This window comes from Streptomyces sp. NPDC054840, from assembly GCF_053611065.1.
Map to the genome: position 1 here is coordinate 1 of NZ_JBSGZP010000017.1, position 12,298 is coordinate 12,298.

The 12,298-nt window shown below is 67.4% G+C and carries 8 protein-coding genes; 2 read left to right on the plus strand and 6 right to left on the minus strand.

The window, feature by feature from the left end:
- Positions 1-11: 11 nt before the first annotated feature.
- The 3 genes from ACWGIU_RS02900 to ACWGIU_RS02910 are packed head-to-tail and all read right to left on the minus strand — an operon-like array spanning position 12 to position 3,325.
- Entirely contained in the window at positions 12-1,460 is a 1,449-nt protein-coding gene (locus ACWGIU_RS02900) for a hypothetical protein (RefSeq protein ID WP_453701894.1), read from the minus strand.
- Positions 1,457-2,833, minus strand: coding sequence for a KGGVGR-motif variant AAA ATPase (locus ACWGIU_RS02905; protein WP_453701895.1), 1,377 nt, complete (start codon positions 2,831-2,833; stop codon positions 1,457-1,459). The genes ACWGIU_RS02900 and ACWGIU_RS02905 overlap by 4 nt, the downstream gene beginning before the upstream one ends.
- A 6-nt stretch (positions 2,834-2,839) precedes the next feature.
- Complete coding sequence (locus ACWGIU_RS02910) at positions 2,840-3,325, minus strand: hypothetical protein (RefSeq protein ID WP_453701896.1); 486 nt, start codon at positions 3,323-3,325, stop codon at positions 2,840-2,842.
- A 150-nt stretch (positions 3,326-3,475) separates the two neighbouring features.
- Here ACWGIU_RS02910 and pglX point away from each other — a divergent pair, with 150 nt between their 5' ends.
- Complete coding sequence (pglX, locus tag ACWGIU_RS02915; protein WP_453701897.1) at positions 3,476-7,204, plus strand: BREX-2 system adenine-specific DNA-methyltransferase PglX; 3,729 nt, start codon at positions 3,476-3,478, stop codon at positions 7,202-7,204.
- Between the two features lie 54 nt (positions 7,205-7,258).
- Here the strand turns inward: pglX and ACWGIU_RS02920 are convergent, their stop codons facing one another.
- Positions 7,259-7,450 (minus strand): DUF397 domain-containing protein, encoded by a 192-nt coding sequence (locus ACWGIU_RS02920; RefSeq protein ID WP_453701898.1) that lies wholly within the window; start codon positions 7,448-7,450, stop codon positions 7,259-7,261.
- On the minus strand, positions 7,447-8,292 hold the full coding sequence (locus ACWGIU_RS02925; protein WP_453701899.1) for a helix-turn-helix domain-containing protein: 846 nt from the start codon (positions 8,290-8,292) through the stop codon (positions 7,447-7,449). Before ACWGIU_RS02925 ends, ACWGIU_RS02920 begins: the two co-directional genes overlap by 4 nt.
- Positions 8,293-8,442: 150 nt before the next feature.
- On the opposite strand from ACWGIU_RS02925, the gene ACWGIU_RS02930 reads away from it, so the two are divergent.
- Positions 8,443-8,907 carry an ATP-binding protein gene (locus tag ACWGIU_RS02930; RefSeq protein ID WP_453701900.1) on the plus strand — a complete coding sequence of 155 codons (465 nt, stop codon included), beginning with the start codon at positions 8,443-8,445 and terminating at the stop codon, positions 8,905-8,907.
- Positions 8,908-8,915: 8 nt separating this feature from the next.
- Here ACWGIU_RS02930 and ACWGIU_RS02935 read toward each other — a convergent pair whose 3' ends face one another.
- Positions 8,916-12,203, minus strand: a complete 3,288-nt coding sequence (locus ACWGIU_RS02935; protein ID WP_453701901.1) for an AAA domain-containing protein — start codon at positions 12,201-12,203, stop codon at positions 8,916-8,918.
- Between the last annotated feature and the right edge of the window lie 95 nt (positions 12,204-12,298).

The window sequence follows — 12,298 nt, forward strand, 5'->3', positions numbered from 1 at the left end:
CCACCAGTCGGTCAGGCCACGGGCTTACGCGCGACCCCACCCTTGCGGCCGATGTCGAAGGCGAGCCGGTAGACGTCCGGCAGGTCGATTGCGCCGTTGGTGCGCCTGGTCATGACGCCCAGTTCCAGCAGCTCCTCGAGGATCGCCGTCAGGTTGTCGATCTTGCGGGGGCCACTGCCCTGCTTCACGTCCTCCAGCAGCTCCACGATCCTGCCCGACAGCCGGTTGCTCTCCCACGCGAACCGCACGGCCGACGGTTCCATGGGTACCTGGCTGCCTTCGAGCAGCTTGACGGCGAGCGCCGCCCATCCGATGTCGTCCTTCAGCTCATCGACGCGGTTCTTAGACGAGCTGCTCAGACTCTCGCGGATCGCGTCGTAGTGCAGGGGGAGCGGATGGCCTGCGTACCGCTCGGCGGTCAGCTGCGCCGACCGGAAGAGCGTGTGCAGCCATGTCCGGGGGCTGACCCGGCCGAGACCGTCCTGAAGATGGTTCGGCACCCAGGTGTAGGTGTGCCCCTTACGGCGGTCCGTGCCCATGAAGGGGCCGGCCAGAGTGACGAGGACTTCCTCCTGCCGCTTCTGGTCGGCGATCACGTCGACCGGAGCTATGTAGCGATCCTCGCCCTCCGGCCGCCATTCACCGGTCGCCTTGCGGAACGCCTTCGCCTGATCGCTGGTGTGGTTGCCCAGCTGATGGAAGAGCAGCCCGTACAGGTTCTCCCGGCTCCAGCTGAGGTCGGTGGCGTTCGCGCCGAGCTTCGAGGCATCGGCGAATGCCTTGGGGGCGCTTTCGTACATGTCCGGCCGTACGAAGATCTTGGCGCGCAGCGTTCCCGTGGTGAGTCGGAGTTCCAGAGCCACCTCGAAGAGTCCCGACAGCAGTTGGTCGAGATGCTCGCGATCGTTGTGCAGGTGGTCGAGCGCGTCGAAGAGCAGGACCAGGGTCTTGCCCTGCTCCCGAGTCTGCCGGTCGGCCCGGCGCAGCGCGTTCTCGTACGCCTCGCCGTTCTCCCGCGTCCAGCGGATGCGCTCGGACCAGGGCTTGATCGCGAGGACTTCCGGCACCTTGAGCGCGATGAGGACGACTGCTGACCACAGGTCCCTCGGGTCGACCCCCTGGGCGACCAGGTCGGCGAGCGTCCGCTTCCCGGGAAACGCCGGCTCGTCGCCGCCTTCGAGCGCGAAGGCGGTGATCACCTCGATACGACCCAGCCTCGGCATCATGTAGGAGGCGGAGGCGACCTCACGCAGTTCAGGGTCGGTCAGGGCCTTGGCCCAGTACGTCTTGCCAGTGCCGCGGGCCCCGCGGACCACCGTCACGTCCGGGTCCAGTGCGAGCCGGTGGGACGAGGGCGTGAACATCGTGCGGAGGTCGGGGCTGCTGGTGTTCGCATCGGGCGCGGAGCCGAGCGCGTCGATCAGCAGGGTGCGGGTCGCCTGGACGGCGGGGTCGTTCATGACTTGTCCTCGTACGGGTCCAGCACCAGTTTCTCCACCGTTTCGACGAACTCCCGGTAGGCGGCCTTGACGAACGGCAGCTCGGGCCAGTTGCGGCTGCGCAGCGGGTCCAGTCCCACCAGGTCGTTGCCGAAGAGGATGGGGATGGGGGCGTAGGGCTTGTCGTCCACCTCACCCTTGACGGGGAGGAAGGGCTCCTCGTAGTCGTCGTCGGGCAGGTTGTAGAGCGTCTCCATGAAGACGTCATAGGCATGCCGGCGAAGGGTGTTGAGCCGGTCTATGTCCCCCGCGGAGTGGAACATGGCGGCCACGATCCGGATGCGGTCGCGCAGGGCGCGGGCACGATCGGGACGCAGCTTCCATTGGGACAGGAGCATCCGATAGCCATCCCAGGTGGACGGGTTGTCCACGGCGAAGAGCAGCGCCTGGTCGCACAGCTTGGTGAGCGTGACTGCCGCGATGTCGTGGATGCCTGCCCGGCTGTCGAGCAGGACGATATCGGGGCGGCGGCCCTTCTCCTCCACCTGCGCCTCGCACGCGGCGATGGCGTCCTCCAGCCGCTGGGCGAAGGGGCGGGGCGCGCCTCCCGGCTCGTCTGCGGGAAGGTCGCTGTAGATGCGGTTCAGCTTGGCGAGGTAGTCGTACGGCCGTCCCGCGAGCGGGGTCCCGGCCGCCGGAGCCAGCCAGACCTCGCCGTTGCCCTGCTCGGGCGGGAGGATGGAAGAACGGGCGACCAGCTCCAGGCCGTCAGCGTTGCCGACGGCCGACTCCACCAGGTGGTCCACGATGCCGTGCGGGGGAGTGGCCCCGGGCTCGGCGAGCAGATTGGACACGCCCGGGGATTCGAGGTCCAGGTCCACGACGAGCACGCAGTGGCCACGCTCGGCCAGGTTGCGGGCGAGGACGGTGGTGGCGGTGGACCGGCCCACACCGCCCTTGAAGCCGTAGAAGGCGACGCGGCGGGTTTGCCGAGCCGGCTGCTGCTCGACCTCGGCGCCGATGGCGGCCCAGTCCCCGCCGACGACGGTGCGTTCGAGTACGGCGACCTGACCCGGGCCGTCCTGCTCGCGTTCGTTCAGGACGATCAGCTCTGGGGCATCGAAGAACATCTCCGGAACGAAGAGCGAGGTCGCCAGCTGCACGGGATCGTCCCCGGCGAAGGGGCGGACCTTGTCGACGAAGGCCGCACGCAGCGAGAGGAATGACTCGGAGTCGGGATCCAGCGGCTCGCCGTCGCCGCGGTCGTCGATCAGCAGAGTGGCCTGACCGGACAGATCACGTACGAGTACGACGTTCCGTCCGTCCTGGGCGGCCAGGCGGGCGAGATCGCACGCGGCTTCCCAGGCGTCGTCGAATCGAGGGGGTGTTGTCATGGTTCTCTACTTGGCCGTCTCGTATGCAGTGATCAGGGTGAGCGCGGCAACGAGGTGCCGGGTGACGCGCTGTTGGGGCAGTGTGTCGCCATCACGGTAGCGGTGTGCAACGTCCCATTCGTCGGAAGCCGTCCTGAACGGATTCTGCTGGGGGATCTGTTTCAAGATCATGGAACCCCTGCGGCCGTTGGCGACGAGCTTCAGGTGCTCCCACACGCCGGGCATGTGCCCGTGCCCCGCCTTCTTCTTGTTCATCCCCGGCATGTTCATGATCGCGGGGCTGTAGGGCATGGCCTCCGGGGAGTCCTGGACCGAGCCGAAGAAGTCGATGAGCATCGCCTTGATGACGCACTCGGCAGCCACACCTGCGAGGTGATCGGTGGGTCCACGGAGAGCGCCGCCCTTCGCGAGTTCGACCGCAGCCTTGTAGTGGTCATGGCCCGCCTTGAGGAAGGTGTGCCGAGGGGGCGTTGGGGTGGTCGGAGCCGTCACGACGATCACTTTATCCGGGTGATCAAGCACGTGGGTGGGGTTTCACGGGGAGCGAGGGACCGCGCGAGGGGTCCGTAGGCTGGCAGGATTGAGTACCTCAGCCGCAGGCCATGCGGCGGATGACGCAGTGCGGCGAGAAGGAAGCGAACAGTGACGGACACCACGGCCGGTGCGGACCGGGCGGAACGCCTGAAGGACCTGGTCAAGGATCTGAAGCGGCAGGTCCTGCTTCTGGAGGATGACCTGCGGGCTCGCACCGAATCCGAGGACGAGATCCGCACCCGCTTGGAGACCGAGTACCAGCAGGCGAAGGAGTCCCGTCGCACGGCGGCCCGGTACGACTCCTGGCGCGACGAGCGCGTCACGCAGTCTGCCGCGGCCTGGGTGCTGGCGTGTGTGTTCGTGCGGTTCTGCGAGGACAACGGCCTGATCGACGAGCCGTTCATCGCCGGCCCCGGCGACCGGCTGGCCGTAGCCGAGGCCCGGCATGAGGCGTTCTTCCGCGAGAACCCGAGGCTCAACAACCGCGACTGGCTGATCGCGGCCTTCGACCACCTCGCCAAGTCCAACGCCACCGCTGCTGGTCTCTTCGACCGTGACCACAACCCGCTGTGGGACATCACCCCCGGGTACGAGGCGGCGACCGAGCTGCTGTCCTTCTGGCGGCGGTGGGGTGCGGGGGGCGAGATCCGCTACGACTTCACCGACCCGGAGTGGGACACCCGCTTCCTCGGTGACCTGTACCAGGACCTGAGTGAGCATGCGCGTAAGACGTACGCGCTGCTCCAGACCCCGGAGTTCGTGGAGGAGTTCATCCTCGACCTCACGCTTGAGCCAGCCGTATCGGAGCATGAGTTCGGCCTCAACCCGGTATGGACCGGCCCGGACGGCAGGGAGCACCAGGGCCTGCGCACCATCGACCCGGCGTGTGGGTCGGGCCACTTCCTGCTGGGCATCTTCCACCGTCTGATGGACAAGTGGCGCGTGGCCGAACCGGGCACGGATGTCTGGACCCTGGTCCGTCGTTCCCTTGAGTCCGTGCACGGCTGCGACAAGAACCCGTTCGCGGTGAGCATCGCGCGGTTCCGGCTGCTGGTCGCGGCTATGCGGGCGGCGGGCTCGCGGCGGCTAGCGGACGCGCCACGGTTCCCGATCAACGTGGCGGTGGGGGACTCGCTGCTGCACGGGCGGGATGCGGCGGGTATCCAAACGGACCTGGACACGCTGTTCGCGGAGATGTCTGTAGGGCGCGATGGCGCCTTCGCGTACTCGACGGAGGACGTGTGGGACTACGCGAAGCGGGCGGACCTGCTGGGGCGGGGGTCGTACCACGTGGTGGTGGGGAATCCGCCGTACATCACGGTCAAAGACAAGCAGGAGAAGGAGAACTATAAGAAGGGGTATGACGCGAGTATCGGCCAGTACGCACTCTCCGTTCCTTTCGCGCAACGGCTCTTTGAATTGGCGCTCAAGGGAGTGGGTGGTGTGTCGGGGGGTGGTGGATTTGTTGGGCAGATCACTGCGAATTCCTTCATGAAGCGCGAGTTCGGCAGGGATCTCATCCAGGTCTTCTTTCGGCTTCGTGTTGAGCTGTCGCATGTGATCGACACTTCGGGTGCTTACATTCCTGGTCACGGCACGCCTACTGTCATCCTGGTAGGTAGGAATCGAGTGCCGGGAGAGAATCGTAGGGTCCGGGCCGTTCTCGGCGTGCGTGGTGAGCCCGACCAGCCGTCCAATGCGGCAGATGGGCAGGTTTGGCGCGCCATCAAGGATCAGTATCGGCGGCCTGGCAGTGAGTCCGCCTGGGTCTCCGTCGATGACTTGGAGCGCGCTAGCTTCGCTGACGCTCCTTGGTCCCTCAGTGGCGGAGGGGCCGCAGGGCTGCTTTCCCGCTTGTCATCCGCGCGGAGTTCCCTACTGGGGAGTCGCGTCCGACTGATCGGACGCACTGCTCACACTGGCGCCGACGAAGCATATTTTGCCCCTCTGGGAAATTGGGTTCGCCGCGGAGTCGGACCGTCTAATTTTGTTCCCTTGGTTGAAGGGACGGCGATTCGAGATTGGGGCGTACGGCCGGAAACGGAAGCTCTCTTCCCGTATGGGGAGGGTTTGATTGCGGACGATTCCGATCAGAATCTTGCGCGCCTGCTCTGGCCGCGTAGGAGTATTCTTCGGATTCGGCGTGAGCCGGGGGGCACCCACGAGGAAATCGGGCTGACTTGGTACGAGTGGAGTCGCTGGCATCCGGAACGATACTCGGTCCCCTTGGGTATTTCCTTCGCCTTCGTCGCGACACATAATCAATTTGCGCTGGATCGTGGAGGGAGGGTATTTAAGCAGAGTGCTCCAGTGATTAAACTTCCTGGTAATGCTGGAGAGGAGGAGTATCTGGAATTGCTGGGAGCCCTAAACTCGTCGACTGCTTGTTTTTGGCTGAAGCAGGTCAGCCAGGACAAGGGGAATCGAGGTGGTGAGCGTTCTACAGGGCGCTACGCGTGGGAGAGCTTCTTTGAGTTCACCGGCACGAAGCTCCAGGAGTTTCCACTCCCTGAGCGCCTTCCGCTGGAGTTGGGCCGGGAGCTCGATTCGCTTGCCCAAGAGCTGGCAACCTTGGAGCCCGGAACGTTTGTCGAGCGAGGAGTGCCCCTCCGGGAAGTGCTTGATGAAGCTCGTGACAGATACGTGCACATCCATCAGCGGATGATTGCAGTCCAGGAAGAACTGGACTGGCAGGTGTACGGCCTGTATGGGTTGCTCGGTGACGCTGAAGTAGCGCGGACCGTGACGCCTCGTCGTGAAGGTATTGCCCCACCTGAGGTTCGTCTGGGAGAGCGCGCGTTTGAGATCGTGATCGCGAAGCGAGCTGATACGGATGAGGCCGTGGAGCAGTGGTTCAAGCGCCACCACTCAAGCCGCATTGTAGAAATCCCTACCCACTGGCCGGACTGGTACCGCGACATCGTCCAGGCTCGCATCGACCTCATCAACCGTCAGCCCAAGGGCATCGGGCTGATCGAGCGCCCCGAGCACAAGCGGCGCTGGTCCGCCGAGCCGTGGGAGAAGAAGGAGCGGGCGGCGCTGCGGACTTGGCTGCTCGAACGGATGGAGAATTCTGACCTCTGGTACGAGGTCCGCGACGGGCTGCGGCGTCCTCGGCCCATGACCGTCAACAACCTTGCCGATCAGCTCAGCACGGACGAAGATTTCACCTCTGTTGCAGCGCTCTACGCATCCGACCACCTCGGCAAGCCCGACTTGGCGCTCGCCCAGGTGCTCTCCGAGGTCGTCGCCGACGAACACGTGCCCTTCCTCGCTGCGATGCGCTACAAGGATTCCGGTCTGCGCACGCGCAAGGAGTGGGAAGACGTCTGGGAGTTGCAACGCAAGGAGGACCGGACGAGGCAGCGGCTAGAAATCGACCCGCCAGCCAAGTACAAGCCTTCTGACTTCCTGCGCGCCTCCTACTGGTCGAACCGCGGCAAGCTCGACGTGCCCAAGGAGCGCTTCATCTCGTACCCCGAGGCCGGTCCGGACGCCGACTCAACGTTGATGCTGGGTTGGGCCGGGTGGGACCACAAGGATCAGGCTCAGGCGCTGTTCGACCTGCTCAAGGCGCGTACCACCCGGGACGGCTGGGACACCGAGCGGATCGTTCCGCTGCTGGCCGGCCTGCGTGAGGTCATGCCGTGGGTCGTTCAGTGGCACAGCGAGTACGACGACGAGTGGGGCGACGTTCCGGCCGAGGAACTGGTGGCCGAGTACGAGGATCAGCTGCGCAAGCATCAGGTGGGTGCGGCAGAGCTCATCGCCTGGCGGCCGGTGAAGAAGACGCGGGGGCGCAAGCCCGCCCGGCAGACGGCTCTGGACGACGAGTAGCGGCCAGGCAACCGGGTGGCGGCGTGGGCGCTGTCGCCACCCGGTTGGTCTGTCTCAGAGGTGGGTGTCAGCGGTGTGCGCCGCGAAGGCCGACCATGCGTCGCGGGATACGGCCAGCGGTCGCAGGCGGGTGTCCTTGGAATCCCGGACGAGGATGGCTTCGGGACACACGGCGACCTCGACGCAGTTGTCGCCGCCGCCGCCGCTGTAGCTGCTCTTGAACCAGGCCAGTTCAGTGGTGCTCATAGCGCTCCTCGCATCTGCTCCAACAGGCTCGCGGTGTCCTGACGGCTCAGAGCCTGTGAGCGCATCTTGCCATAGCGCTGGAGCATGGGGCTGACCTGTTTGGGGTCGCTGATGACTGTGCTGCTGTCGTGCCCTTCGACGTAGCCGAGCCACTGGTTGCGCGGTGTTTCGGCCAAGTACATCGATCCCTCGAAGCCAGAATGGTCCTCCTGGCGTAGGGGCATGATCAGGATCTCCACGTTCCGGAGGCGCCCCTTTTCCAGTAGGCAGTCAACCAGTGCCCTCGTCACCTCGACACCACCCAGGCGACGTTCGAGCAAGGCCTGCTCGATCATGAAGCAGAAGGCGGTGTTCGGACGTTCGGTCAGCAGCCGCTGCCGGGCCAGTCGAGCAGCGACCTGGCTATCGAACTGGTCCTCCGTGAGTGGCGGGAGGTGCCGTTGGAAGACCGCCCGGATGTACGGCTCCGGCTGCAACAACCCCGGAATCACCCGGCACTCGTAGGCGTACAGCGACACCGCGTCTTCCTCGATGCCCGCCCACTGGTGGAACCGCGACGCCAGTCCCGCCTTCCGCGTCAGGCTTCGCGCAGCCGCTGCCAGCACCTTCCCCGGCACCACCCCGAGCGGGTCCTCCGCCCGCTTGGCGAGGTCGCCCGGCGGGAAGCGTTTGCCCTGCTCGATCTTGGCGATGTAGTGCGCCGAGTAGCGCACCCGCGGGCCGAATTCCTCCTGGGTCAGGCCTGCTTCCTCCCTCAGGACCTTCAGCACCGCCCCGAAGGTCTTGAGGCTGTCCGAGAGTTCTGGTTCGTTGTTGGTACCGCCGCCGTGGTCCTCGTTCATCACACAGCCGCCCCTCCGCACGCGCACCCGCCCGACCGACCCATGGTCACGGGCAGTTACCCGCCCAGTCCAGTGCGTGAACCAGTACAGAGCGATCTGTACCAGTGTCATCCCTGCCGAGCAGGTCCGGTGGCCGGAACGCTGAAGCTCATGACAGCTCCCCACACCCAAGCCCCCGTCACCGTACGTGTGTTCACCCAGCGCTTCTCCGCCACCCGCCGCGGCGCGCGGCTCGCCCGGCTGTTGGCCGGAGTGGAGGCAGCTGCCTGGGGCATTCCACGCGGTTCGGCCGCCTTCGACGGGCTCACACTCGTCGTCGCCGAACTCGCCTCCAACTCCGCGCTGCACGGCCGGGTCCCGGGACGGGACTTCGAGTTGCGGCTCCTGCTCACCTCCGACGGCAGCGCCGTGCGCGTCGAGGTGTCCGACACGCACCCCCGCCGGCCCGCGGCGCCGCCCGCCGAGCACCCGCCCGTTCCCGGCGAGGACGGTGGCCGGGGTCTGGTGATCGTTGACGCTCTCGCACTCCGGTGGGGCGTACGGGACCGGGTCGGCCCGGGCAAGACCGTCTGGGCCGACTGCCCCCTGAGCCCGGAGCAGCCGTACCCCCGCTGAACGCGTGCTCAGCGCGAGCCCGGCAGCCGGATGTCCTGGGTCCAGGCGTTCGAGCTTCCCGACGCGGTGGTCTTGCAGGCGGTGGCGTAGCAGCGCCAGACCCAGTTGCGGTGCTTGTAGCGGCGGATCTCGATCTCCGTGCCCTTGCACCGGGCACATTTCGGCGGGCGGGAGAAGATCTCCGCGTGCTCGTGCTCCAGTAGCTTCCGGGCGAAGTGGGAGCCCCGCATCGTCAACATCACCTCCCGTGTGTCGCGTTGCGAGAGCACGTTGAGGCTGCCGAGCATGACCGTGCGCGCGTCGATCACCACGATCTTCTGGTGCATCATGTGCATCGGGACGACCGTGTGGACCACGGCGCGCAGGTCCGTGATGAGCGACTGGTTGTTGTCCTGGCGCTGGAGCTTGTCCGTGTCGTCGCGGATGAAGACGGTGACACGGACTCCGCGGGCGACCGCGTCCCGCAGTTCGGGCAGCAGCGAGCGGAGCCGGGTCGCCACCCACGGGGACCACAGCCACAGCGACTCGCGCGCCTGCCGGATCTGGTCCGTGAAGGTGCGGTAGAAATCACGCTCGTCCTCGATGCCCGTCACCTCGACATGCCTGCTCAACACCTCGGCGAGCGCGGCTCCGAACTCTCCCCGGTACGCGGGGGGCGCGTGCGGCGGGGTGACCAGGTGCTTGGCCTGGAGGCGCCGGACGCCCGGGGTGCCGATCATCCCGGCCAGCTGGGCGAAGGCCGTTCCTGCCTTCGCGCCGCGGATGCGTTCCCAGCTGCCGATGATGTAGAGCCGGGTCTTGACGCGGGTGACGGCGACGTTGAAGAGGCGGACGCCGTTGCGCCGCCACTCGTCGGCTCCGGGCTGGCGGTGGGCGAGGGCCATCCACAGTTCCCGGCTGTCGGCGCCCTCCACGGTGTCGAAGATGACGACGTCGAACTCACGACCCTGGAAACGGTGTGCCGTACCCACCTCGGCCAGGGGCTGCCCGGAGCCCTCTGCATCCCGCAGAGCTTCCAGGGTGGCCTCGGCCTGGACTCCGTACGGGGTGACGATGCCCGCATCCTCGCCGTTCTCCCGATGCAGCTCCACCAGCGCCCGGGAGATGAGCGAGCCTGCAGGCCACCACCCCTTCCGGCTGCCCGTCAGATGTGCCCTGGCCAGTTCGTGCAGGCCGTCCGTGTCGATGAGGACGATCTCGGGGTCGTCCGCCGACCGCGCCGCCCGCGCCTGGCTGCCGCCGCGCAGCACGCCGCCGTACGCCAGGTCGTTGGCCAGCTTCATCACGGCGGGTCCGAAGCGGTGCTGTTCGGTGAGGGTGACGCAGGCCGGGTGCGCTTGGGCGTCCGCCGGTTCGGTGATCCCGCAGTGCTGGAAGACGTCGGGGAGCAGCCACCGCTCGATGTCGTCCCGCTTCTGGTCCTTGAGGGAAGGCGGTATGACCGGCCCCAGCTGCATGAAGTCCCCGAGCAGGACGGCGGCTCGGCCGGCTTTTCCCGTGGCGAGCAATACCTCCGGCAGGGTGGCGGCGCCCGCCTCGTCCACCAGGACGACGTCGTACGGGCCCTCGAAGACCGCGCGGTTGGTGCGGAACCTGGCGAGGGTGGTGGCGACCAGCTTGGCGTCCTTGATGATCTCGCCCTGGGCGTTGCGGGCGAGGCGTTCGTACTCCTCCTGGACCTCCTCGTACTGCTTCTCCAGGGCGGGGCGCCCGGCGGCGTTGGCTGCCACGACCGGGCGCAGTCGCTGAGCCCGGTCGTACCGCTGCGGCCAGCCCCACCGGACGGCTTCCGCGGTCAGATCGTGCGCCGCCTGCGCTTGCGAAGCAGCCTGGGCGGCTTTCGCCGTTTCCCGCTCCCAGGCCTCACACGTCTCCTGGGCGCGTTCCGCCGCCGCCAGTTTGGCTTCCACATCGGCTGCGAGGCTGTTGATCTGCTGCAGGGTGTACGGGATGCCAGCTGTCAGTGCCGCGATCTGCGTGTCGAGCGTCGCTATGTGGGTGGTTGCCGTCGTACGTGCGTCCCTTGCCGCACGACGGTCGCTGGACGCTTGACGCTCAGCGTCGCGCAACCGCTGCTGGAGCTCCGTGATCTTCTCTCGCTTGCGCCACCGGGCCACGGAACCCAGGGCTTCGAGCTCCCGTAACTGCTCCCGGAGCTCACCGCAGGAGTCCTCCGAGAGCAGCGCGCCGGCTTCACGGCGTTCCGCCGCCAGCCGGACCCGGGCCTGCTCCTTGCGTAGCTCGTCGACCTGGTCCCACCGCTCCCGGTACGCATCCGTGGCCTTGCTGCGGTCGAACGCCTCCTGCGCCGCCCGGGCGGCTTCCTCGAAGCTGTCCTCCGCTTCCGCCCACCGGGCCTCGACCGAGGTGACCCGCGCCTGAGCGGAATCCAGGTCCTGGCCCGGGGCCCGCAGCAGCTTGAGCGCCGCGAAGTAGGCGGAGGGATCGAAACCGGCCAGAACCGTGTCCAGGGCGGCCAGCTGCTCGGCCCGGTCCCGGACGGAAACCAGCTCGGCCTCGACCGCCCGGCGGCGCTCGGCCACCTCCGCCAGGCGCTCGCGGACCATCAGCGGCAGGGACACCGAGGGGTCCTCGGCGACTTCCCGCAGGTGGGGCGGGCCGACCCGGACGATGTCACCGGGGCTGTGCCGCTGCTCCCGGACCACTCCGAGCAGGGCGTTGTCCACGGCGATGTTGGTGGCGGAGACCAGCAGGACCCGGTCGCCCCGGGCGATCAGGTCGCCGATGGCTCGCTTGAGGACGGTGGTCTTACCGGTGCCTGGCGGCCCCCACACCAGCATCAGGCCCGAGCCGAGGCAGGCTCGGTACGCGTCCCCCTGCGCAGGATGGAAACCGGGCGGGTCCGGATCCTGCGCGGGTCTCCCGCCGATGGCCCGGCCGGCCAGTGCGGTGGCCAGAGGGGCTTCGCCGAGCCCGGCGATACCGTCGCGCAGTGCCTCGATGAGGAAGGTGGGCGGTTGCTTCAGCATCCACAGGTGCGGGTCCGCGACCTCGGCGAACTCGGCCACGCGCAGGGTGAGCAGCGAGCCGTTCTGCACGGCCTCGGAGACGGAGAATCCCTTCGTCTCGATGTCGTTCGCTTCGGGGCCGGAGAGCCTCAGGCCGTCGAGTTGGTCCGGGCCGATGTCGGAGCCGCGGAGGTCCACCGCGAACCCTCCGGGCTCGCTGGTGCGGACCGCGCGCGCGATGCGCTGCCATCGGGGCTGCCTGCCCGCACCGCCTTCGATCGCGATCCACTCGCCGAGCGCCGTAGCGATCTCCTCGCGCCACCCCACGTACCGCCCCCACCCCGTCGGAACCCCGTACCCCGGCGGCCAATCTACCCAGCGGCACGGAGCGTGACCCGTGAAGGGGGAGAAGTGACCGAGGG